Source organism: Paenibacillus sp. 05T425 (assembly GCF_056396205.1).
The window spans coordinates 1-23834 of the sequence record NZ_JBFTLA010000003.1 but is presented as its reverse complement, the minus strand read 5'-3'; the positions used below and the strand labels follow the sequence as shown (position 1 = coordinate 23834).

23 protein-coding genes are annotated in these 23834 nt (G+C 50.7%); 3 read left to right on the top strand and 20 right to left on the bottom strand.

All coding sequences use genetic code 11. From position 1 onward, the window contains the following. The first annotated feature begins 104 nt into the window (after positions 1 to 104). Positions 105 to 644 carry a hypothetical protein gene (locus AC1DF0_RS07030; protein WP_477573491.1) on the top strand — a complete coding sequence of 180 codons (540 nt, stop codon included), beginning with the start codon at positions 105 to 107 and terminating at the stop codon, positions 642 to 644. 87 nt (positions 645 to 731) lie between these two features. On the opposite strand, the gene AC1DF0_RS07025 is transcribed toward AC1DF0_RS07030, so the two are convergent. From AC1DF0_RS07025 to AC1DF0_RS07000, 6 genes are all read right to left on the bottom strand, one after another. After that, positions 732 to 2999 (bottom strand): helix-turn-helix domain-containing protein, encoded by a 2268-nt coding sequence (locus AC1DF0_RS07025; RefSeq protein WP_477573490.1) that lies wholly within the window; start codon positions 2997 to 2999, stop codon positions 732 to 734. Between the two features lie 105 nt (positions 3000 to 3104). Continuing rightward, entirely contained in the window at positions 3105 to 4622 is a 1518-nt protein-coding gene (locus tag AC1DF0_RS07020; protein WP_477573489.1) for an extracellular solute-binding protein, read from the bottom strand. Between the two features lie 38 nt (positions 4623 to 4660). Continuing rightward, on the bottom strand, positions 4661 to 5542 hold the full coding sequence (locus AC1DF0_RS07015; RefSeq protein WP_477573488.1) for a carbohydrate ABC transporter permease: 882 nt from the start codon (positions 5540 to 5542) through the stop codon (positions 4661 to 4663). Positions 5543 to 5563: 21 nt separating this feature from the next. Next, entirely contained in the window at positions 5564 to 6499 is a 936-nt protein-coding gene (locus tag AC1DF0_RS07010) for an ABC transporter permease (RefSeq protein WP_477573712.1), read from the bottom strand. Beyond that, entirely contained in the window at positions 6450 to 6656 is a 207-nt protein-coding gene (locus AC1DF0_RS07005) for a hypothetical protein (RefSeq protein WP_477573487.1), read from the bottom strand. The genes AC1DF0_RS07010 and AC1DF0_RS07005 overlap by 50 nt, the downstream gene beginning before the upstream one ends. Positions 6657 to 6752: 96 nt before the next feature. Continuing rightward, complete coding sequence (locus AC1DF0_RS07000; RefSeq protein WP_477573486.1) at positions 6753 to 7931, bottom strand: benzoate/H(+) symporter BenE family transporter; 1179 nt, start codon at positions 7929 to 7931, stop codon at positions 6753 to 6755. A 90-nt stretch (positions 7932 to 8021) separates the two neighbouring features. On the opposite strand from AC1DF0_RS07000, the gene pdxR reads away from it, so the two are divergent. Further along, positions 8022 to 9458 (top strand): MocR-like pyridoxine biosynthesis transcription factor PdxR, encoded by a 1437-nt coding sequence (gene pdxR, locus AC1DF0_RS06995; protein WP_477573485.1) that lies wholly within the window; start codon positions 8022 to 8024, stop codon positions 9456 to 9458. A gap of 2 nt (positions 9459 to 9460) precedes the next feature. On the opposite strand, the gene AC1DF0_RS06990 is transcribed toward pdxR, so the two are convergent. The 11 genes from AC1DF0_RS06990 to AC1DF0_RS06940 form a co-directional block, all read right to left on the bottom strand. Beyond that, on the bottom strand, positions 9461 to 9598 hold the full coding sequence (locus AC1DF0_RS06990) for a hypothetical protein (protein ID WP_442050001.1): 138 nt from the start codon (positions 9596 to 9598) through the stop codon (positions 9461 to 9463). Positions 9599 to 9618: 20 nt separating this feature from the next. Next, positions 9619 to 9747 carry a hypothetical protein gene (locus AC1DF0_RS06985; protein WP_442050002.1) on the bottom strand — a complete coding sequence of 43 codons (129 nt, stop codon included), beginning with the start codon at positions 9745 to 9747 and terminating at the stop codon, positions 9619 to 9621. Between the two features lie 207 nt (positions 9748 to 9954). Beyond that, positions 9955 to 11463: a sulfatase family protein gene (locus AC1DF0_RS06980; protein WP_477573484.1), complete on the bottom strand. Its 1509-nt coding sequence runs from the start codon at positions 11461 to 11463 to the stop codon at positions 9955 to 9957. Positions 11464 to 11495: 32 nt separating this feature from the next. Next, entirely contained in the window at positions 11496 to 13256 is a 1761-nt protein-coding gene (locus tag AC1DF0_RS06975) for a glycoside hydrolase family 2 protein (RefSeq protein ID WP_477573483.1), read from the bottom strand. Further along, positions 13253 to 15286, bottom strand: a complete 2034-nt coding sequence (locus tag AC1DF0_RS06970; protein ID WP_477573711.1) for an alpha-L-arabinofuranosidase C-terminal domain-containing protein — start codon at positions 15284 to 15286, stop codon at positions 13253 to 13255. The genes AC1DF0_RS06975 and AC1DF0_RS06970 overlap by 4 nt, the downstream gene beginning before the upstream one ends. 33 nt (positions 15287 to 15319) lie before the next feature. Next, a complete protein-coding gene (locus tag AC1DF0_RS06965; RefSeq protein ID WP_477573482.1) occupies positions 15320 to 16201 on the bottom strand; it encodes a carbohydrate ABC transporter permease in 882 nt (293 codons plus the stop codon). A gap of 13 nt (positions 16202 to 16214) precedes the next feature. Further along, positions 16215 to 17177 carry an ABC transporter permease gene (locus AC1DF0_RS06960; RefSeq protein ID WP_477573481.1) on the bottom strand — a complete coding sequence of 321 codons (963 nt, stop codon included), beginning with the start codon at positions 17175 to 17177 and terminating at the stop codon, positions 16215 to 16217. 49 nt (positions 17178 to 17226) lie between these two features. After that, positions 17227 to 18819, bottom strand: a complete 1593-nt coding sequence (locus AC1DF0_RS06955) for an extracellular solute-binding protein (RefSeq protein WP_442053179.1) — start codon at positions 18817 to 18819, stop codon at positions 17227 to 17229. A 105-nt stretch (positions 18820 to 18924) separates the two neighbouring features. Continuing rightward, positions 18925 to 19794, bottom strand: coding sequence for an AraC family transcriptional regulator (locus tag AC1DF0_RS06950; protein WP_477573480.1), 870 nt, complete (start codon positions 19792 to 19794; stop codon positions 18925 to 18927). A gap of 203 nt (positions 19795 to 19997) precedes the next feature. Next, positions 19998 to 20687 (bottom strand): metal-dependent hydrolase, encoded by a 690-nt coding sequence (locus AC1DF0_RS06945; RefSeq protein WP_442053177.1) that lies wholly within the window; start codon positions 20685 to 20687, stop codon positions 19998 to 20000. Between the two features lie 70 nt (positions 20688 to 20757). After that, positions 20758 to 21498 carry a metallophosphoesterase gene (locus tag AC1DF0_RS06940; protein ID WP_477573479.1) on the bottom strand — a complete coding sequence of 247 codons (741 nt, stop codon included), beginning with the start codon at positions 21496 to 21498 and terminating at the stop codon, positions 20758 to 20760. A 99-nt stretch (positions 21499 to 21597) separates the two neighbouring features. Here AC1DF0_RS06940 and AC1DF0_RS06935 point away from each other — a divergent pair, with 99 nt between their 5' ends. Beyond that, the gene (locus tag AC1DF0_RS06935) at positions 21598 to 21756 is read left to right on the top strand and encodes a hypothetical protein (protein ID WP_477573724.1); all 159 of its coding nucleotides are present in this window, start codon (positions 21598 to 21600) and stop codon (positions 21754 to 21756) included. Between the two features lie 82 nt (positions 21757 to 21838). Here AC1DF0_RS06935 and AC1DF0_RS06930 read toward each other — a convergent pair whose 3' ends face one another. The 3 genes from AC1DF0_RS06930 to AC1DF0_RS06920 all read right to left on the bottom strand — a co-directional run bounded on the left by AC1DF0_RS06930 (position 21839) and on the right by AC1DF0_RS06920 (position 23826). Beyond that, complete coding sequence (locus tag AC1DF0_RS06930) at positions 21839 to 22687, bottom strand: formylglycine-generating enzyme family protein (RefSeq protein ID WP_477573478.1); 849 nt, start codon at positions 22685 to 22687, stop codon at positions 21839 to 21841. Between the two features lie 143 nt (positions 22688 to 22830). Further along, positions 22831 to 23466, bottom strand: coding sequence for a glycoside hydrolase family 11 protein (locus tag AC1DF0_RS06925; protein WP_337102616.1), 636 nt, complete (start codon positions 23464 to 23466; stop codon positions 22831 to 22833). A 264-nt stretch (positions 23467 to 23730) separates the two neighbouring features. Next, positions 23731 to 23826 carry an IS3 family transposase gene (locus AC1DF0_RS06920; RefSeq protein ID WP_477573710.1) on the bottom strand — a complete coding sequence of 32 codons (96 nt, stop codon included), beginning with the start codon at positions 23824 to 23826 and terminating at the stop codon, positions 23731 to 23733. Between the last annotated feature and the right edge of the window lie 8 nt (positions 23827 to 23834).

The window sequence follows — 23834 nt, the reverse complement described above, 5'->3', positions numbered from 1 at the left end:
TTTGAACATAAATGATTTCTTGCGGTTTAAATGTCAGCCTTTCGGTTTATCCTGATCGCATATTCAATAACGCTCTGTACCGACTATGTATAGGAGATGCGCTCATGGATGCAAACAAGGACCGGTTGATCAAAAAAGCTCTCGCGAGCCCTAGTCTGCGGCAACATATCGTGAATAAAGGAACGATGTTCCTTTACTGCGATTATGCAGGCTTCGCTGCGCGAAACGATTACGGAGCAGCTTGCTGCGCGGTATATAGCCGAACCGTAATGATATCGTCTAAAAAGCTGCAATTCGAGCGGGATCAAGGTTCGAACTACGGCGAAATGCAGGCCATCGTGCTAAGCCTTGAAACCCTATCCGGGGCCTTATTGGAGCTTCGGCCGAAAACGGCTGTCGTTTTTACCGATTGCAGCCGTATTTTGCGTATCCTTGCACAGGACCGCTTCGCGCATCCGCATGACGGGCAAGGCAGAAACGAATTGCTTGCCTATCTAGCCCATCTCAATCGCCTGTTCCCCGAGGTCGACATTCGAATCAAGTATATGGGCAAACACAAGAAAAACAACTACTTGCATAGACTTGCCCACAATGCCGCAAGGGAAGCCGCCTTGTCTGGCAATATGAAAGGCGAAATAAGATAGGAATTGAACGCAGAAGAGCACCTTACTATGAGGCAGTAAGGTGCTCTTCTTTCGGTAATCCCGCTCCGCCAACAGGCAGCAAGCTCCTTAAGCCTCTTCGCGATACTGCCCCGGTGTCATGCCTACCATCTTCCGGAAGGAGCGAATAAAGTTTGCGGAGTTGTTATACTGCAGCCGCTCGGCGATCTCTACAATCTTCAGGTCGGACTCCTTTAGCCATTTCTTAGCCATGTCGATCCTGTGCTTCGATAAATAGTCACCGAAATTTATACCGGTCTCCTGCCGAAACACTCTGCTCACATAATGCGGGTGGTAATTGATGCGCGCAGCGCATTCCTCCAGCGTCAGTCCGGAATCGAATTCCCGCGTGATCATATCGATGACCGCCTCGGAAATAAGCTTAAACTGGGAATCGCGGCGGGTATCCAATTCTTGAATGTAAGGAAGTACGAATATCGACAAGAACCACTGCTCCATCTCCCGCAAGTTCCGTAGCTTGAACAACGATTGAATCAACGAGGCTTCATCTTCCGGAATACGGTCCATCGGGATGGACAATTCCTGCCCGAACTTAAGAAGATCGATCAAGAGCCGCAGGAGGGACAGCTGGTAATCCCGATGCTGCGCATGCGGCTGGAACAGCTCTCCGATCAACTGCCTCAAAGCAGTCTCCGCTTGCTCCGCGTTCCCGGCGCGGATCGCATCTAGCAGTGCTTGCTCTCCTGCTATCGGGAATCGGCTCGGACTGCTCTTCTGCGGCTGCACGTCCTCGATGAACAAGATCGATTCCTGACCGAGCCCTACTCTGACTTTAAGCGATGTCATCGCTTCATGGAGCGCCTGCTGGGTTTCCGCGAACGATTCGAACCGACGGCTGATTCCGATGCTTACTTTAATATCCAAGTACTGATGAATCGCCTTCTGAATTTCGTCCGATAGGTTGAAAATCTGCTCTTTGAAGGGCTCTCCCGTCTTCGAGGAGCCGATAAGCGTCACTTGGCAATCCGATTTGACGATCGGCACCAGCCTCTGCTCGGACACGACTAGCTCGCCGACGATATTGCTGATGGCAAACATGAGCAAATCCCGATTGCCTTCCTCGTATCTCGTATCCTTCAGCGTATCGATTTGTATGGCTACGACGCACATGGAAGGCCACGGCTTCTCCAGGCCGTACAGACTCAGCTTCTCCACGAAATCCGTTGGCTGAATCGTGCCGCCGAACAATTTTTGCATAAAAAATTCCTTAAGCTGGATCTGCTGCCCCTTGAGCTCGTTCATGATAAGAGACTGACTGCGGATCAAGTAGTCGACGCGTTCGCCGATCACCTGAAGCTCGCCGCTCGGCTTCTCCCTATCGTTCAGGGAAGGAATACCGGTAAGCCTCGAATACAGCGATTGAATCGGACTGTACATTTTCTTGGTGCCGAACCAGGCAACGGCCAGCGTCACCAGCAGAATGACCAGACATACAAGCAAAGTAATCCATCCGATTATTTGATTCTGTTCGTTCACTTGATCGTTGGATATGACCGAAACGTAGCTCCAGCCGTTATACGCCGACTTCCGGTAGGTGACCGTCACGTCCTCTCCGTCGCGCTTCGCTGCATATTGCCCTAACGTCTCCTTCGAATCAGCGAAGGACTTCAGGTAAGCCTCATCCCGCGTGCTGCTTCCAAGCTGGTTGCGGTCGCGGTGAACGATAATATTGGCGTTCTGGTCCACGATAAACGCGCTGCCGAATTTGCTGTTCAGAAACGCGTCAAGCTCCTTCATTACATCGGAAGACAATACGACGCAGATGATCCCGGAAGGATGAAGCGAGTTGAACGGATACTTCTTGACGAAATAGACGGACTGGAACGAATTCGGGGCCTCTGACGAACCGCTGCTCCAGAAGGAGCCTGCCGCGTTCAGGGAAAAGGCTTCGAGCGCCGGTCTGAACGCCGGATCGCTGTACTCGTTAACGCCGTTGCTCGATACGATCCAATCGTTGTTCAGGCTGAACAGAAACACGTCCTTGATCCCAAGCTCATAGGTTTGAATCTGCGAGATGCCCTTGTAGAGTTCATGAACCATTTGGAAATCATGATTGGACAAATCCCGGTTGAAAGCGCTTGTAACAATCGGCGACTGCAGCAGCTGCGTAGCCGAATTATCGATCGTTCTGAGCGTTTGCTCGGCACGCATTTGCATTTGCTGCAGCAGCAGCTTATTGCTCTCGTCTACTTTCTCCTGTACCGTTCGGGATGCGTTGTAATAGGCGAACGTGCCCAGTACGATGACCGGAAGCGTGCCGATCAAGATAGACATCAACATCAGCTTCAATAAATAAGACGAGGACCGGAATCTCATAATGCCTCCAATGGGTAGTTTCCTTACAAGTAAATCAAGTGTACTTGAAAACTCCGTATTTAGCCATGACGCGGATTCTGGCGCCTCATCTCAAGGCGGCGTTGTTTATTTCCCTGCCAGCTTGGCGTATTCGGCGTTCATTTCCTCGATTACTTTGCTGCCGCCGCTTTGCAGCCATTGATCGATGATGCTGCTCCAATCGTCCTCATTGACCGAGCCCATGATGAATTTCACGGTAGCGTCGGCTATGATCTTGGAGAGCTCCTTGCCCTTCTCGATATCCGTATTGGAAATAAACGGCGCGGCCGGGTTAGGCACGGCGAACGTCGCATTGTCTTGGAACAGCTTCGTGCTTAGCTGCTCCAGCTCGGTCCCGTAGTTGACGACCCCGTCCTGCAAAATCATGAACTGGTTGCCGTCCGTGATTTCGGCTCTGACCTTCGGATCGGCATTCGGCGTATACGCGCCGTTCTCCAGCGTATATTGCGTCCCTTCAATGCCGTATTTCATCAGATTCTGATTGTCCTTCTCGGACACTTTATCGAAGTAAGCCAATATTTGCTGAAGTTCGGCTTCCGTCTTCACGCTTGTTTTCGGGATCATGTACATGCCCAGATAACCGGAACCTGCGCGCGTTCTGTCGCCGGAAGGGCCCGCGATGCGGTTAAGCAAGTTGATCTTGGCGATCGGATCTACTTTCTTGATGTTATCCTCGATGTTTTTGCCGTCGAGCATATTATCGATCCAGAGTCCGGCTTGGCCTTTGTTCATGACCGAGCGGCCGTCCTGAACGATCGCGAAGTCCTGGTTAATGATCTTCTCGTCATACAGCTTCTTATAGAACTTCATCGTATCGAGGTAAGCTTGCGTCATATGGGACGGAACTAGCTTCCCGTCCCGAAGCTCCCATTCGTTCGGACCGCCGTAATAAACGAGAATGTCTTTGAAGCCGGCAATGTTGTTTCCTTGCATGCCGACAGCGAGGCCGATCGTGTCGTGTTTGCCGTTTTTGTCCGGATCTCCCGTTGCAAAGGCTTTCAGCGTATCGTATAGCTCGTCTACGGTTTTTGGCGCTTCGATCCCCAGATTGCCCAGCCAGTCTTGGCGAATCATCAGCCCGAAGCGCGCGAGATCACGCTCGCGGTACAAGCCGTACACTTTCCCGTCGATTGAAACGTTGTTCAAGACGAGCTCCGACATTTTACTGAGATTCGGGTAGTTTTCCAGATACGGCCCTACCTCCCAAAACATGCCGGAACGGGCGGCGTTGACGATATAGGAGGCTTTCGGTTCCAGCGCCACGAACGTTTTCGGCAGCTCGCCGGAGGCCACGGTAGCGCTTAGCTTATCCGTGTAGGTCGAGGAAGGCACCCAGGAGACGCTAAGCTTCGCGCCCGTCTTTTCCTCCAGCATTTTCAGCACGGAGCTGTCTGCCGGCATTTGCTCCGGACTGTAGGTCGGAAGCATCATCGTCAATTGAAGCGGCCCTTGCGTGCCCCCTGAGTTTCCGCCGGTTTGCGAATTGCCCTCTTCGTTCCCTCCGCAAGCGGTTACGGTCAAGGCAATTGCGGCAAGCAAAGCCCCGGCTTTCGCCAATCTTCTTTTCTGATGTTTTCTGTTCATACGTACATCCTCCCTTTGTCCATTTCACTATTATATATTCATCCCTTAACCGAGCCCAGCAATACCCCTTTGGCGAAGTGTTTCTGCAAGAACGGGTATACAAGCAAGATCGGAAGAGTAGATACCACGATTACCGCCATTTTCACCGCTTGGTCCGGCGGAGCGACATAATCCGATTCCATCGCGGCGGAATCTCCGATGCCTCCCGAAGCCAAGATGACAATCTGCCGCAGCAGCACTTGAATCGGCCATTTTGTATTGTCGTTGATGTAGAGCACCGCATTAAAGAACGTATTCCAATGGCCGACCGCGTAAAAGAGCGAGAACGTCGCGATGGCGGGCATGGAGAGCGGAAGCACGATTCTAATAAAAATGCCGAGATCGTTGCAACCGTCGATTTTGGCCGATTCCTCCAAACTTTCGGGCAACTGCTGGAAGAAGTTTCGGATAATAATCAGGTTAAAAGCGCTGATCGCGCCCGGGATGAGCAACGACCAATAGGAATCGATCATGCCCAGCTCCTTCACGACGAGGAACGTCGGGATCATGCCGCCGCTGAACAGCATCGTGAACACGATCAGCATCATGATAGGCTTGCGGAAGTCCATGTCCTTGCGCGCTAACGGATAGGCCATTAAGCAAGTGAAAAACAGGTTGATCAGCGTACCCGCTACTGTAATGTAGACGGTTACCAGCAAGCTTCTGACAAGCGTTCTCGTGGAGAAAATATACTTGTACGCATCAAAGGAAAACTCGGTAGGGAATAAAATAAACCCTCTCATCAACAATTCTTTCTGCGTGGCGAAAGAACCGGCAATGACATAAATGAACGGGATGACGGTAATCAAAGCGAATGCAAGCAGCAATGTAATGTTCACGCTATCGAATATCCGGCTTCCCCAGCTTTGCTTGATCGGCATGGCTGTTCAACGCTCCTTCTTCTAATAGATGCCTTCTTCGCCGAATCGCTTGGCGAGTCGGTTCGCAACGACGACGAGGATCAAACCGACTATCGACTTGAACACGCCGACCGCCGTACTGAAGCTGTATTGCCCTTGGCTGATCCCGACGGAGTAGACATAGGTGTCGAACACTTCTCCGACCTCTCGGTTCATCGCGTTAAGCATGAGGAAAATTTGTTCGAAGCCCGTATCGAGAAAGTGGCCCAGACGCAGGATGAGCAAAATAACGATGGTGCTGCGAATCGCCGGCAGCGTAATATGCCACAATTGACGGATTCGATCCGCGCCGTCCATACGCGCCGCTTCGTACAGCTGGGGATCTACGCCTGACAAAGCCGCAAGGAATATGATCGTTCCCCAGCCCGTCTCTTTCCACATGACCTCGGCCGTTATGATCGTCCTGAACCATTCGTTGCTTACGAGAAAGTTGATCTTCTCCCCGCCGAAGCGGACCAGCAGCTCGTTCATGATGCCGCCCTCCGTCGTCAGGAACATATAGGCAATGCCCACGACGACGACCCAAGACATAAAGTGCGGGATGTACACCAGCGTTTGTACGATCCGCTTCGTGAATTCCTGCCTCAGCTCGCCCAGCATAAGCGCGATGATAATCGGCAGCGGGAAAAAAAACAGGATGTTGTACGTTGCCAATAGAAGCGTATTCCGGAACAGGAGCATGAAGTTGGAATCGCTGAAAAGCCGTTCGAAATGTTTAACGCCTACAAACGGGCTGTCCCAGAAGCCGAGAAACGGCTGAAAGTCTTGAAAAGCGATAAAGATGCCGTACATCGGCCAATATTTGAAAATAAGAAAGTACAATAAACCCGGAAGAACCATCAAATAGAGCCAACGGTTCCGCAATAGCCTACGGGCCAATGTCGACGACATGGAGGCTCGCGGCGCATTGACGCGCATTGTCGTTATATTTCTTTGTAGCATGCTGTTTCCATCCTTTCGTTTCCTCGTCCGCAGCTTCATCATACGAGTGCGCCTTGATTGCCGTCGATAGTCCCTGCTTGATCAGAATCGCGTCGGAATGCCATTCCAGCGAGGATTTGCAAGCCATTGTCATTAGTTGCGCTCGTTGTCATTGGTTGCTTTTGCAGCTTCATCCATAAAGAAAAGGCCTGCCGAATGGCAGACCCTTCAAAATTATGACTACGTTTTTTTACGCCTCGGGACCTCGCTTCTCTTCGATCTCCTTCGAATTTGATCGGTTGAGCACCTTCATCATACCCATGCCGGCCAATAACGCCCAAACAGGTGTGGAGATACCTAGCAAATGAATATGGAGCACGGCTATCGTGAAGGTCACAATTACGGGAATACGCAGCATTTTATCCGAAAAAGCGTTTTTTAACCCCGCAAGAAACAAGCCTAATAAGGAGAAGCCTGTCATTATCGTTACGAATGCAGACGGCAAGACATTGATCATGTCAATCACTTTCCATGACAATGCTCCAAAGCCTATCACAATCAGGCTCGACACGAGTGCCGCTTTGTATCTATGCTCCTTAACTCCCGCTTCCGCGCTGCTGCAGAGAGCGCTCATCAAACCTCCGACGTTAGCGGCGTTCCCCCCGAACAAACCCGCTACAATGCTTGCCGATCCGGATGCCGTTAACACTTTATTCACGGGGGGATCATACTGATTGCTTCTGAGCGATGCAAGCGCTACGGCAAGATCGTTGCTCAAGATTAACACGGACATCGGAACCGCTATCGACAGTAACCCTTCCATGGTGAAGTGCGGAATCACGATTAATGGAGGGATATACTCGGCATGCGGTAAGGCGGGATAATGATATTCGAAGCTCAGTCCGATGAGACCGAGCAGAAGTGACCATAATACCGGTGGCAGTCTTTTGGACAATCTAGGCATTAAGAAATAGCCGACTCCGGCCAATAGTCCAGCATATGGAAAGCTGGCGGCAGCCGAAACGATACCAATAACATAAGAAAGCAGAATGCCTGCCAGCAAAGCGTCGATTAATGGTTTAGGGATTAAGTTCAGCACTTTCGAAAATAATCCGGATACTCCCGCCGCTACAATAAGGATTCCCGACATTACAAATGCGGCTGCCAGCTCAGAATAGGAGAAGCCCGCAGCAGCCGTACCTAAGAAAGCCGTGGCCGTAATCGAATGCGCTCCGGCAAACGGGATTCTATATTTCAAGGTCAACAGCAGATTCAATAATCCTCCGATGACATAGGCGGAGGTGAACCACGAGACGAGCTCGGGCTTAGATAACCCGGCCGTATGAGCAGCTTGAACGATCATGATAGCTCCGCCCGTGCAGGCGAGCAAAGCAGACATAAAGCCGGTCATTATCGTTTTCGCTCCCATGCCGCCCACCTCCAAGTATTCATACATAAGTGTTATGATAGAAATCATACAAACGGGTTATATGATCTGATTATTCAAGGGGAATATAAAATGTGGAAGCTTGATCGGAGCAGTACAAAAGCACTTTACGAGCAAATTGCCGACCATTTGGAGCAACGGATAGCTTATGGCGAATTCCCTCCCGGCAGCTTGCTTCCCTCGGAACGGAAGCTGGCCGAGCAGCTTCAAGTGAACCGCAGCACGATCATATCGGCTTTCGCCGAGCTTCGGGCTTTGGGCATTATCGAAAGCCAGATCGGCAGCGGAACACGGGTTAGTACGTCCAAATGGGGGGCGACCCCCAAACATACGCCTAACTGGAGCCGATTCGCCGAAGGAGGAAGCTTCCTTCCTAATTTGCCGTTTATGCGAAGAATCCGCGAAGCTCTGGCTCAACAGCCTTCGCTAATCGATTTTGCGAGCGGTGAACTGTCGGCTGATTTAGCGCCTACAGCTGAAATCGCCGCGTTAATGAGCAAACATGATTATACCGCTTATTTGGGTTACGACAATCCTCAAGGCTCGATGTTATTAAGACAGTCTTTAGTTGATTATCTTCACCGATATCGCGGAATCAAGGCAACGGAATCGTCCATCCTGATAACATCAGGTTCTCAACAATCGTTATATTTAATTACGCAATGCCTGCTGTCTCCCGGCGATGCCGTTGCGATAGAAGATCCTTCCTACTGCTATTCGCTGCCTTTGTTCCAGTCGGCTGGACTTCGTTTATTCCGCCTCCCCGTCGACAATGAAGGCGTACAGCCGGAAGATATTCGCGATTTGTACAAAAAACACCGCATCAAGATGGTGTTTCTGAATCCGAATTACCAGAATCCGACAGGAACGGTACTAAGTACGGAGCGGCGCAAGCAAGTTCTTGATCTGGCAAGCGAGCTTGGCCTGCCTATTGTAGAAGACGATCCATTCAGCCTAACCTCGTATGGAGGCGAGCCACCTCAGCCTTTGAAAGCAATCGACACGATGGGCTCCGTTATTTATATCGGCTCGTTCTCCAAAATCGCCGCTTCCGGCTTGCGGATCGGGTGGATGGTAGCGCCTAGCTCCATTGTGGATCGTCTTGCGGATGCTAGGCAGCAGATGGATTTTGGATTAAGCATCATCCCTCAGCTGGTGGCGGGACAATTTCTTCAATCGTCCTATTTCGCTCCGCAGCTGGATCGTCTTCGTGCTCAACTGCAGTTCAAACGAGATTTGCTTATCGAATCGTTGCAGAAGGAATTGCCTGACCTTATCGACTTTCATATGCCGGACGGCGGATTGCATCTATGGTGCAAATTAAAACCGGATATCCCAGAAGGCAAGCTGCTGGAGGAATCGATTAAGGCAGGAACCGTTTTTGTGCCGGGCAGCGTCTACGGCTCCAATAAAGGCTACGTGCGTTTCACATTCGCAAGACCGAGGCCAGAGGACATCGGTCCGGGGATAGCCCGATTTGCTTCAGCGCTTCGGGCGTTAATGAAATGATATTAGGTTTCGTCTTTGTTTTCATGGCCGTGGTCTTCCCATCTTCTGGAGTAGGCTTTGTTCGTAACCCAGAAAGTCATCCAGGAAAGCACGATAATAATGAGGGCAGCGGCAATCCATACGCCTACCGGAACATTCATTCTTGTACCTCCTATTCTTATTACGATTCTATGATGGAACGATGGTTTCGCTCATCTTCGCGGATGGCGTGAGCTCCCCCTATGACGATAAGCAAAGGACCTGCGACGAACGTTAAACAAAGCACGATAAAACATATCCAAGATGACATTGGTCCATCCTCCTTCCTTGTTAGATAAGGCGAAATACTTACGACTATCTTAAAAGTGATGGGGACGGATGTAACCAACCAATCCATCAGATTTTTAGGCCATCCATTATAAAAGGAGATACCCCCCAAACTTTCGCAATTTAGGGGTATCTCCTTTTGTTTGGGCACATTGTTTCGCTTGCGAGTTACTCTATGCCTCCCGCCTGATTATGCATGCCAAATGCGAGGCATCGGCATCGCTTCCTTGCCGAGCTCCGCCCATGCGTATTTGAGCAGAAGCTCCGTCTTGAGTCCCGCGGAACCCGGATCGTCCCATAGATTGTTAAGCTCGCCGGGATCCTCCCGCAAATCGAATAAATCGCCATAGGTTTGACGGTAGTAAACCGTCAGCTTATAGCGGGCGTCGACATACGTTTTCTGATGAATCGTCGTCGGTTCGTGACGGAATTCGCACAGCGCATGGTCGCGGGCCTCGGGACGCAGCCCGAGCCACACCTCGCTTTGATCAACGCCGGTCATTGCCGGCGGAATCGGAATGCCGCATAAAGACAAAAACGTAGGCGCAAGATCAACCAGCGATTGAATCGCCGGATTCTGCACCCCTGCAGCCACTTTGCCCGGATATCGTACGAGGAAGGGAAGCTTGATCAAATCTTCGTAATGAAAACCGCCTTTATATTGAAGCCCGTGCTGTCCGAAGAAATGGCCGTGATCGGTCGTAAAGACGACGATCGTATTGTCGGACAGCCCAAGCTCATCCAGCTTATTCAGAATGTGGCCGATATACTTGTCCATGAGACTAATCATGCCGTAATAAGTAGCGACGAGCCGTTTGCGCTCTCCTTCGGGAATAAGATGCGAACGATAGCCATGAATTTCATGGCCGGTTTCCCATAGATGCGAGAAATCGGGGTCGCTCTCCTGCGTCATCCGAAAATGCGGCGGATTGCTGTCGTGCTCGCCTGAAACAGCGCCGGGAATCGTCAGCGACTCCGGGTCATAGGCCGTATCCCAAGGCTCGGGGGCCAAATAATCGGGATGCGGGTCGAAGAAGCTCGACCATAAGAAGAAGGGCTGCTCCTGCTCCCGGTAATGCTCAAGCCTTGCGTTCGTGCGTTCCGCGATCCAAGTGTTGTAATGATATTGTTCCGGGATCGCCCATTTATGCGTAACGGAGGGATCCATCGTGCCGGTCGGCGGCAGGAAATAATCCCGCCAGTTCGCGCAGCCCTTCTCCTCCAACCAATTCACGTAATGCTGTCCGACATGCGCTTCGTTCGTATGGTTGCGCGCCAGCTCCACATGATCGAAGCCGTAGAAAGGACCGTTGAACGATGCCCAGAAGTCCAGATCCTGCAAGATTGGATACGCTTCGAGTGAAGGATATTCGTCGGTTCCCTTCAATGGCTGAAAATGTGCTTTTCCTATGAGCGCCGTCCCGTACCCGTTTGCCTGGAAATCCTCCCCTACCGTATGGCGGTCCTCCAGCAGTTTTGTTCCAAGCGTCCAAGCGCCATGCTGGCTAGGATATTTTCCCGTAATAACCGACGATCTGCTCGGCGTGCAGACCGGACTCGGACAATAAGCTCTGCCGAAAGTCGTCCCCTCCCGGACCAAGCGGTCGAGATTGGGCGTCCGAATCTCGGGATTGAATGCCCCGATCGTATTCCAATGCTGCTGATCGCTCGTAATTAACAAAATATTCGGTTTGTCCATGCTGCGCCTCCCTCGTGCATCGATGCCTAAGTTCAGGCCAAATTAATCGCTTTGATTTTGGCTAGCGGAATTTTCGGAATGCGGTTCTCGGTGAGCAGGCCGTTCACTTCCTGCTGCACGTCGGTTACTTGCGTGTAGCAGTACCCGCATATATAATCAAGGCTTTTGATCGCCCCGGTCAAGCCGCCGAACCGTTCCAGAAACTGCTCTTCGGTCGTTACCGAATCCCCGTAGCCCCAGCCTTTGTCCGTCCGGAACGCGATTCCGCCGTACTCGCTTATGATGATCGGCTGTCCCCGGTATTCGTAACCTTCCGCCAATGCATACTTCCATTGGTTGCACGTCGTCTCCTTGTTCACGATCGCCTCTTTGTTCGCGTATCGCTTCAAGAATCCATCGCCTGTCTCCACGTAATTATGCAAGGTCAATATATCGGAGACCGTATGCTCCCAGCCGTCGTTCGCGACGACCGGACGGTAAGGATCGATCGATTTGGTCAAATGATAGATGCCTTCCGTAAACTTCTGCTGCCTCTGATCTCGAAGAATGGATGGCACTCCCCACGACTCATTGAACGGGACCCAAGTAATAATGCTGGGATGATTATACTGCTGACGGACGATTTCCAGCCATTCCTTCGTAAACGCTTCTACCGCACGGTCATGATATTCGAACGTAGCTGCCATCTCGGACCAAACCAGCAGTCCTTTCACGTCGCACCAATAGAGAAAACGGGCATCTTCGATTTTCATATGCTTGCGCACGCCGTTGTAGCCCATTTCCAATATGCTGTCGATATCGGCTATGATCGCTTCTTCGCTAGGCGGCGTCAAATGGCTTTCCGGCCAATACCCTTGGTCCAATATAAGCCGTTGATACAATGGCGAATTGTTCAGCAGTACCTTTCCTTTCTCAATGGAAACCTTCCTCATGCCAAAATAAGAAAACACCCTGTCCGCGATTTCGCCGCCCGAATAAAGAATAAATTCGACATCATACAAATTCGGATGTTTAGGCGACCAGCGACATTTCTTCCACGGTCCGTTCGCTTCATGTACGAGATCGACCTCAACGGTCAAGTAGGGACGGTCCGCCGCGAGGCTTACCCGTTTGACGGTCCGGCCCTTCAACGTAATGACAGCCTCCAATCGCAGCTCGGAAGCCGATTCCGTTCCTAGCACCTCATATTCGAAACGAACGACGGAACGGTCGATATCCGGCGTTATTTTGACCGCTTCAAGCCGCTCTTCCTCCACATATTCCAACCATACCGTCTGCCATATTCCCGTCGTCTGCACATAGAAGCATTCGAAGTTATCTTTGGTCCAGCGCTGCTTGCCCCGCGGCTGCGTTGTATCGTTGCCGTCCTCCGCCTTCACGGTAATCCGGTTGTCGGCGCCAAAGACTAGATATGGGGTAATATCGAAGGAAAAAGCCGCATACCCTCCCCGGTGACTGCCCGCCAGCATGCCGTTCACCCACACCTTGGCATCATAGTCTACAGCCTGGAAATGCAGGATGACCGCTTTGCCTTCGGCATCCTTCGGAATCTGGACCGTTCTGTCATACCAAACCTTGGCATGAAACGATTCGATGCCGATCCCGCTCGCTTGCGTTTCATAAGTAAAGGGGACGGTAATGCGGTCGATTGCCTCGAACTTCTCCTGCCATCTCTCCCGCTCTCCGGCATTCGAATCATCAAAGCGGAAGCTCCACTCGCCGTTCAAGTTAACCCACTGATCCCGTACAAATTGAGGTCTCGGATAATCCTTGACGTATGCTCTCGTTGTCATTTCAAGTCTCCTCTTCGATGCTTCGCCTTCATTTCGAGACAGTAAACGGATGCCGGGCGTAGCGGATAACCTCGTTCCCATTCGGCGGCCGGCACGATTCGGCTCTCGCTAATAATACGGTCCGGCTCGAAGACGGAATTGATATCTTCAGGGGAGTCGCCCGTAATTTCATGCACAACCGTTTCTTCGCCGGGTTCGAAGCCGTCTAAGCGCAGCTCGGCTTTAACCTCCTGCAGGCTGCGGTTCACGATAAACACCGTGACCGAGCTTCCGTCTTCGTTGACGCAAGCCGTGACATCCAAATCCGGAAGCGCGTCGAGACTGACGGGAGCCGGCTTAGCCGAGTGGACCCCGAAGGTGCCGCACGCGACATCGGCGGGAACGATATGCCGGATGTCCCGGCTTGCATACAGCTTCAACACTTCATAGGTCGGCGTTCCGTATACCGTAAGAGGATGGCCGCTCCACCCCGGCGATTTGCCGCAGTATTGATCGGCATAATAGTCGCCGACCCGGATGCAACCCCCAAGCCAACCGTTCACGAGGTCGGAGAAGCTTCCGATGTGCACCATGTCGCTGCAGCGCAGCATCTCATTCAGGTTGGCGGCGTTGGCGACGGCAGCTCCCAGCGTATGCTCGTTCGGGAGACCTTTTCTAATCGTGTTCGGATAATACATCGTATTGTATTCGGTGATTGCCAGCTTCACATGGCGATGCTTGGCGTTCGCTCCGATCAACTCCGCTGTCCTGCGGATGCTGTCGCGCGTCCATTCTGGGAAGGAGGCTATTGCCTTATAACGGTCCTCCGCCGGCGTGTCGCGGTTCATCCCGAACCGCCCGTAGCCATGATACAGATGCAGGGTCAAATAATCGATATGTTCGCCGGCGATATCGAGCACCGTTTGGTTCCATTCCTGATCCGTATGCCCGCAAGCCAATAAGACGAGGGAAGGATCGATTGCCTTCATGGCCTCGGCATAGGCGATATAGCGCTGCGCGAACTGTTCCGCGGAACAGTAACCGACCTGCCACTCTCCCCATACTTCGTTGCCGACCTCCCAATACCGGACATCGTACGGGTCGGGATATCCGTTCGCCGCGCGCATCGCTCCCATTGGCGTATCGATATCCCCGTTGCAATATTCCACCCATCTCGCGGCTTCCTCCGGCGTGCCGGAGCCGTCGTTCACGCAGATGAGCGGCTCGACGCCAAGCTCTCGGCAGAACCTTATATATTCATCCGTGCCGAAATATTTGCTTGCCCAGCCTCCCCATGCTTCGTTGTACATGACGGGCCGCTTCAGCACGGGACCAACGCCATGCTCCCAATGGTAAGCGCTGATATAGTTGCCCGCCAGCCTCATCATCCCTGCGTTAAGCGATCTGGTCATTTCCACGACCTCGCGCTTCACCACTCCGACACTGTCGCCCGGCAGCAAGGAGACATGATCGATCCATAGCATGCCGGTGGACACATGATCGAGCCATCTCGGATGGCTGTCCGGCACGTACAGTCGAATCTCCGCGTCTTGGCAAGCGCGGGTTATGTTCAGCTCGGCTTCGTATTGCCGCCAGTTATGGCTTTCCAGCTCAATGCGTACGACGCCTATGCTTTCCTCGGATCGACGGTCTACCGCTTCGATGAGCAAATAACGAAGCTCGACGGACGCCCGCGCCACCAGCTTGACCGAATAGGTCATCGGCCCTTTCAATGCGGCCTTCTGCGCAATGCCGGCATAAGACTCGTCATCGCTCCCTATGCGAATGCGCTGGGCACGGCCCGAATGCCCCGGCGCCGGCGACTCCAGAGCGTACTTCGTATTGCGTCCGTTCGTATAGGCGAACCAGCTTCCCGACACCGCCGTCCTCGTCTCGGCCTCGCTTTCGAAATCCATATCCTTGAGCGGATAGGCAAGCATCGCATCCATATGATCCCGGATATCCTCTACGAAATGACCGAATAAATAAGGCGAGATCGTATGCTCGCTCCTGCCGATGCAGTTGACTGTTATCGTTGCGTTCGGTTTCAACATTAAACCTCCGTTCGGATTTACCTGTAATCCTTAACCTTTGATCGACCCGATCATTACGCCTTTGACGAAATGCCGCTGCACGAGAGGATACATGATCCACACGGGCAAACTGGAGACGATAATAACCGCATACTTGATGCTCTCGGCCAGCAAAATCTTATCCTCCAGACCGACGTTGCCGTCGATGGCATCGGATTGGCTAATCATCAAAATTTCGCGTAAGATCAGTTGAAGCGGAAAAAGCTCCTCGTTGCGAATATAGATAAGAGCGTTAAAAAACGAATTCCAATGGCCAACCGCATAGAACAGCACCATCACCGCCAATATCGGCTTCGACAACGGCAGGATGATGCTTTGCAGCAACCGCCAGTTCGAACACCCGTCTATATGGGCCGCTTCCTGCAGCTCCCATGGAATGCTGGATTGGAAGTACGTTCTCATCACGATTAAGTTGTACGTAGAGATCGCCCCTGGAACGATCAACGACCACATGGTGTTGACCATCCCCAATTCCTTGACGAGCAAATACGTTGGTATAAGTCCTCCCCCGAAGAACAGCGTGAGCGTGATGATCAGCATTAGCATTTTGCGCCCTGGAAGATCCGGCCTTGATAGCGGATATGCCGCCAACACCGTCATGACAATGTTGATTGCCGTGCCGGCCGCAGCGTATATAATCGTATTGCGGTAACCGATCCAAATTCGTTCGTTATGCAAAATATTCGTGTAAGCTTCCAGCGTCAAGCCTTTCGGCAGCAGCCACATCTCCCCGTTCAGCACCCGCGCCGGATCGCTGACCGAAGCGCTCACCACGAATAGAAGAGGATACATCACGATGGCGATAATCACTGCCGCGATCGCGTATACGATCACGTTAAACAACCGTTCCTCGGCAACGCCCTTTATGAACATATGCATTTCCCCCTCACCATAAGCTCGTCTCCGCCGTTTTGCGCGCAAATCGATTCACGAGCAGCAGCAGCGCCAGATTAATGACCGAGTTAAACAGTCCGATCGCGGCCGTGTAGCCATACTCTCCCTTGAGGATGCCCGTCGTGTACACGAACGTGGAGATGACGTCGCTAGACTCGAGATTCAAATTGTTCTGCATCAGCAGCACTTTCTCGAAGCCGATGTTCATGAAATGGCCGATATCCAAAATAAGCAGGATAACTATAACGGGAACGATGCCGGGCAAGGAAACATGCCAAATGCGTCTCATACGGGATGCGCCGTCCATCTTGGCCGCTTCGTACAAGTGCGGATTAACTCCGCTTAGCGCAGCAATGTAGATAATCGACTGCCACCCCATGTTTTGCCAAATGTTCGATCCGATAAAAATCGTCTTGAACCATCCCGCTTCTTCCATGAAACGGATCGGCTCGCCGCCGAACGCCTCGATCAGGTGATTGATCGGACCGCTTCTCGGATCAAGGAGCAACGTGATCAAGCCGACCATGACGACGACCGAAATAAAGTGCGGAATGTAGGTAATGTTTTGCAGCCATTTGCCGAAAGCTTTACTCGGGATTTCATTAACAATGAGCGCCAGCAAAATAGGGATCGGGAACGCAATCAGCAGCGAGAACAGATTGATGGACACCGTGTTCCAGAGAAGTCTTCGGAAGTAATAGGAATCGAAAAACCGTTCGAAATGCTCAAAGCCCACCCATTCGCTGCCGAGTATTCCTTTCGCCGGATTGAAGTTTTTGAACGCGATTTGCAGTCCGTACAGCGGGCCGTAATGAAAGATCGCATACCAAACAATCGGCAGAAGAAGCATTAAGTATAGATCGTATCGTCTGGCTATCTGCTTGAGCAACCGAGAGCCGCGGCCTGCGCGGCTCTCGGGAGAACCATATTGCGAATTGGCCTGCGCCGTTTTCATGCGCTCCCTCCTTTCTTCAACCAATTGGAATTTTCATCTTACGGTCGCATTATTTATTCATCGCATCGTAGGCGTCTTGGTAAAGCTTCTCCAATTCGTCGATGTTCATTTTCTGGAGCGTAGCCTGGAATTCGTCCCATTTGTCGAAGCTGAGCGATCCTGCAATAAATTTCGTGCTCTGCTCCTCGTAATATTTGTCGATGTCATTGCGTAGCACGTCGACTTTGCGCGCGGTTTCCTCGTCGAACATCGGAGCCGCGTAACGAATCTCGGGCATAAACGGATCCAGCTTGCTCTGCGCCTCCTGAACCTGAAGCGGATTGATATAAGAGGCCACCTTATCGCTGATCAGATGCGGCGCTCCGCCGCCGGCGTAAGGGGTAATTTTCGCCTGATTGCCCGATTTCAAGAACTCCTCCTTGTAATACGGGATGCCGTCCTTCAGCTCGTAATGCTCCCCTTCTCTTCCGAATCGGAGCAGCGTCGAGCCCTCTTCGCCGTAGAAATAATCGACCCAACGCAGCGTCGCTTCGGGATTTTTATTGACCGAAGTAATGGCAAATGCACCAAAATCCCGCGGAACCGGCGCGCCTTGACTTTGCAGACGATCCCCGTGCGGACCTTCCGGCGGCGCTATTCCCGTATACTGGTCCGCGATTTCCAGAAACGGATTGTTTGTCTGATCGAAGAAGAAACCTGCCGTGCCCGACGCTTGCTTGGCGAGATATTGCGCTTCCTTGTGCGAGAATACCTCGGGATCCAGCAGCTTCTCGTTGTACAGCTTGTTCAAATAGATCAACAGCTCTTTATTACGCTCGCTGCCCATCCAAATATCCACTTTGTTATTTTCCAAGTTGATATTGTAACCGAGCTGCAGATCGAGCCCGAATGATCCGCTCATCATCGATACGACCGGCAAGCCCAGACCCGGTCCGCTGCTTGCGCGCGCGGTCATCGGAATTTCATCCTGTTTGCCGTTGCCGTTCGGATCTTTGTCCCGGAAAGCAACAAGGACGTTGTATAGATCCTCGGTCGTCTCCGGTTCTTTTAGATTCAGCTGCTTCAGCCATGCTTGATTGATCCATTTTTTGTCGGTCCGCGCTGCGCCGAGCGTAACGACGGCAGGAAGCGCGTAAATATGGCCTTCCGGTGTCGTTATCGCCGACCGAATCTCCGGATATTGGTCCATCAGCCCTTTGAAATTCGGAGCGTAGTCATCAATCAGGTTTTCCAGCGGAATCAGCTGGCCGGCCGTTCCGTAACGAATCGTCTCGAGCGGCGTAAGGCCTGAGCGGAACAGAGCGTCCGGGAGCTCATTCGACGCGAACAGCAAATTTTTCTTCTCTTGGAAGCCGTCCGTGGGCACCTCGGTGAATTCCACCTGCACATTGCTCGTTTTCTCGTAATCCTGAAACACCGGCATATCCTTGAAAGGTCCGTTCACCGGAGCGATCCGGGAGAACATCTTGAGCTTGATCGGCTGTTGCACGATCGGGTACCCGTCCTTGCTCACGACCGTTTCGGGACTCCCCTCAGGTGCGGACTCCTTATTCGTGCCGGACCCGGATTGGCATCCCGCCGCTACCAGACTGAAAGCGATCATCGTGCTTATCGTTGCTTTTCCCAAATGTTTGCGTTTCATTACATCTTCCTCCTCCAAATCATACTATTCTAATTAATTTAGTAGGTTTTATACCTTGCATTTAGCATAAAGTAACAAACATCAAATAGAAATGACATTTCGTTGTCATTCATTTGGCATTTTGTTGTGTGCGAGCAAATGATTCCGGTAAGCCGTAGGCGACTTTCCGTAGTACGTGCAGAAAGCTCTGGAGAATGTATATAAATCCGTATAGCCAAGAGACATAGAGATGTCCGTAACGGATAACGTCCGATTGCGCAGCATTTCCCCCGCCCGCTCCATCTTCAACTTGATTAAATATTCGCGGGGGCTCATCCCGAAATGATTCTTGAATCTACTGGACAAATGGGAACGGTGCATGCCGGTGAATCGCGCAAGGTCCGCGACGGTGATACCCTCGGCATAGTGCGTTTCCATATATTGCAGGCAGGCATTCAGCCAGTCCTTGTCTTCCGGCACATCGGGGAGCGGACGCGCCAGCAATTCGAACAGACGGTATAACATAATTTGCAACTGCAAATCTCCATCCTTCTGCCAATCTCCCATTTGCTTCATGCTAGCCTTCAGTAGACCGGATAGGTCTGCCGTGAGCTTGTTGCGCAAATACGGCCTTTGCTCCGATAGCCCGAGTCTTCTGACAAGCGATTCTGCCTGCGATCCGTTAAACGCCAGCCAGTGCAATCGGAGCGGACAATCCGGATCGTACTGCTCGACCCAGTAGCTGTGCTTCACGTCCGGAAAGAGGCAAAACAGGCTATCTTTCGTTAACGTCACCGTCTCTCCCATGCCGGACAACGTCACTGCGCCTTCAAGCACGAAATGGAAGGAAAAACATTCAATAACCCTCGGCCCTACACTGTAATTTGCATTCGCCACGTTATGCCCGGTTCGCAGCGGCCAAAGCCCGCCAAGCTTCTCGAATTCGTTTGGTGTGTAATAGTAAATGTCCGCATATTCATGGCCGTAATCTTTCATTTCTTTTTCACCTCACGCGTGATACTTACATTTATCGCTATAAAGGAATAAAAAAAGAGACATAGCAGAAAAAATCTGCTATGTCTCTAGCTGTCTAGTCAACATCAGAACGCGAGTAGGTATATTTCATTGTTTACTATTCTATATTGACGAGACTTTCTACGTCAATATAAGATGTCGGCCACGACGCCGCAATAGCTTGTCTACAGCTCGATTGCCTCACCCGGCGCGAGCACTTTGCCATTAATGCCGCGGGCCTCTAACTGGCTTACGAACTGGTCTGCATCCTGCTTAATGACGGGGAACGAGTTGTAATGGACGGGAATGACCAGCTTCGCCCGGTACCACTCCGCAGCCTTAAGCGCATCCTCGGGACCCATCGTAAAATGATCGCCGATCGGCAATAACACGACATCGATATTTTCGCGGTCGCCTAACAGCTTCATATCGCTGAATAAAGCCGTGTCGCCAGTATGTAGAATCGTCTTTCCTTCGACACGCACAATATAGCCCGCAGCAACGCCGCCATAGATGACCGTCTTGGTCTCTTCATCGACGATACCGGACGTGTGGATGGCCTGTACCATCTTCGCTTTTGCGAATCCGAGGTCTATAGTACCCCCAATATTCATGCCGATCGTCTCGACGCCTTTCCATGACATGTAAGCGGCCAATTCAACATTGGCGACAACCGGTGCTTGATTAGCCTTCGCGATCGGAGCGGCATCCAGAATGTGATCCCCATGCGCATGCGTCAATAGGACGGCATCCGCTTTAATATCCTCCGGCTTCGTGACGGCTAGCGGATTACCGCTAAGGAATGGGTCGATAATCAACGACTTGTCCCCCGTAATGATCTGCACCGCAGAATGTCCATGATAAATGATCTTCATATTTGGTCAACTCCTTTACTCAAAAATTATACATAGTATAGTTCTATAAAACAATTTTCGGATCGTGTCGCTATAACGAGTTTTTGTCAGCTCTTGCTTTTATGTTAAGCAAACGATTCACTTTTCCATCCTTTATCTCCAAGCCATTCAGTTGGTATCCAAAAGCGCATCCGCCATCAATGCCAATCTTGTCACCGCCAAGCCAGATATCTGGAACACCATGAATATCCTTCGTAATGGTATGGCCGAAAATAACAACCTTCTCTACATTCGTTCTGTTGTTATAAAATGGTTCTTTGATATACAACAAATCTTGAATATTCTGATCTGTTAATTTGCGATATTCGGGGTTTAAACCGGCATGCACATATATGTAGTCTTGGTCCTCGTAATAATACGGAAGTTGTTTCAAAAATGTAAGGTGTGACGAAAACAGCCCCATATAGCTCCTTATTTCATGTAAAAGCTCAGGGCTAATCCTAATATTGTTTTTACAATAACTATGCAGGGTTTCAAGTCCGCCGTACTCAAAAAATCTTGCCGTTTCATTCTCGCTTGCATGGTCTTCCATTACCCTAACAAAACGGTGGTCGTGGTTACCTTGTAAAGCTATCGCTCCATGCTCCCTAACCAAAGACATAACGAGCTCTACAACTTCTTTGCTGCGAGGTCCCCTGCTTACATAATCTCCAAGCAAGATGAGTCTGTCTCTTCTAGAGTTGTACTTGACTAACTTAAGTAGATCTACAAATTCTTGATAGCAACCATGGATATCGCTTATGACTACTGTTCGATCGAATTCCAATTCCATTTTCTCAACTCATCTCTTTCCGTTCATTATCATTGCAGCGATGTTTATACTAACTAAGATATGTGTAATCATGTATACAGAAAGCTGGAGGTGATTACTTTGAAAATCATGATTTCCGCCTCGGAAGCAATGGAGAAAGGGGTTTGGAAGGAGCTGCTTCGCCTGTTCGGCAGAGACGAGGAAGAAGAATTTTGGCCCCAGGAGGAATTTATTTTAACGGAGCAGCGGGCGCTTCGCTTGAATCTGATAAAGAATTAAGTGTGAACAGCCTTTTAACTATTTAAACTACGAAGACGTCGGCCCTAAGCCGACGTCTCTTTAAACAAAGCTCGCTTATCAGCTACTCGCCGCGACTCACACGAAAACCTTGATCAGGGCCAATGCCATTGGCTTCGAAATTGCTCAGATAGGATAGTTCGCCGACATCGCCCATCCATCCGCCGCCCTTCACAACCCGAGTAGAGTTGCTATTGCTGTCCGAATCTCCATACCCGTTCCAGCACCATTCCCTCACATTGCCGGACATATCGTAAATTCCTAACTCGTTGGATTTCTTTGCTCCGATCGGGTGTGTCTTATTGTGGTTGTTTTCTACAATAGGCCAGTTCCATTCCCCTGTTAAAATTTTGTCTCCGGCATTTTTCCAATACCATGCTACTTCGTCTGCTTGATCGCTCCCGCTATAGATGTAGCTCTTGCTCATCTGACCTCCGCCCGCGGCATATTGCCACTCCGCTTCTGTCGGCAATCGGTAACCATTTGCTCCCTCATTAATCGTTACTGTCCATTTTAAGTTATCGGTTTCGCTTTTATTTTTTGGATCTTTATTATTTTTGTCTACATGGTAATACGGTGTTAAGCCCTCTTTTATACTTCTCTTATTGCAGTACTCCACCGCGTCGTACCAGCTTACCGTTTCAACCGGCAAATCATCGCCTTTGAAGGCCGAAGGATTGCTTCCCATGATATCCAACCACTCTTTTTGAGTGACCTCGTATTTTCCGATGTAAAAGCTAGATAAGGTTACGTTTTGCCCATAATAATTGGACTTCTTGTTCACGAAAGCTCCGCCTTTGACGAATACAAAGTTTTCAGGCATGGGTTCTGGCTTACGTTCGGGCTCTTGTTGCGAACAAGCGCCGACTACAAGTGTTGTTGCTATGAAAAGGAAAATAATCATCTTTCTCATGGAAATATCTCCTTTAAACGGACTGACGGATCAAATGAAAGGGGAACGACCTTCGGCCTTTCTGCCGTGAAGGCTGCCTCGGCCGCGCCCCTTCATTCTTCTATAAGCATGGGCTCGTCAGTTGCCCATCTTCAGACGACCTATTACCACACCGTTACGTTAGAGCTGCCGCTGCTTTGATATCCCTCTGTCGCCAACACCTGATATGACCAGCTGCTGCCCAGATTCATTCCTTTACTCTTCCATGCGTTAACGTGGTTGCTGAACGTGATCGCAACGTTGCTGCCGGTCGGTCGCTTGGACTGACGGACGCTCCAGAACTGGGTGAATGTTTTGGTACCGTCAATGGAAGGAGCATTCACTCGCTGAGTCGTGTAGATATCATAGGTGCCGCCATCGCTGGTCACTGTGCCTTTATGTGTTCCGGTAGGTCTATAAGTACCCCAGCTGTCTACGACGTAGTATTCAATGAGCGAGTTTCTCGTCCAACCATAGAGAGTCAAATACCCGTTGCCGGACGGCGCCCATACACCTGCATTGTAATTAACGGTCCGAGTTGGCGATCCGGTATTCCAGCCTTTGCCGACAACAAAATTGCCGGTATTCGACCAGCTAACGCTGTAGTTGCCGCCAGCTCCATTGGTCGCATTTACGGTCCCGCCGCCGTCGGTCCAATTTTGCCAATAGTCTGTCGCTGCATTTGTAGTTGCTGCAAACAAGCTGAAGCTCATTGTTGCTGCCATTAATACCGTAAATACTTTCTTCTTGAATTTGAACATATTCCGCCTCCTAGAATTTTTATTTACGACCGTATTCCTTAAACCTCTAACTGCCACCTCCTGGCTAAGAACAAATTTATTAAGTTCAGCAACAAGACCAATTTTTGTCATGTGCAACTAAATTGTAGAAGGTAAGCGCATACATAACAACTTATCAAATTATAGAAGTACCCCTACAATTTTAACTAATGTTTCGTAACCATAATAAAAGCCGCCCCATTATGAACTGCACCCCGTCAAGTAGACAGTACAAAAAATAAAGATCTATGAAGCGGCCTTAGCCCTAAATTCAAGGGGACTGAGGCCGTTTAGTTTTTTCTGCAATCGTTCGTAATTGTAAAAGTGGATGTAATCATCAATATCGTTCT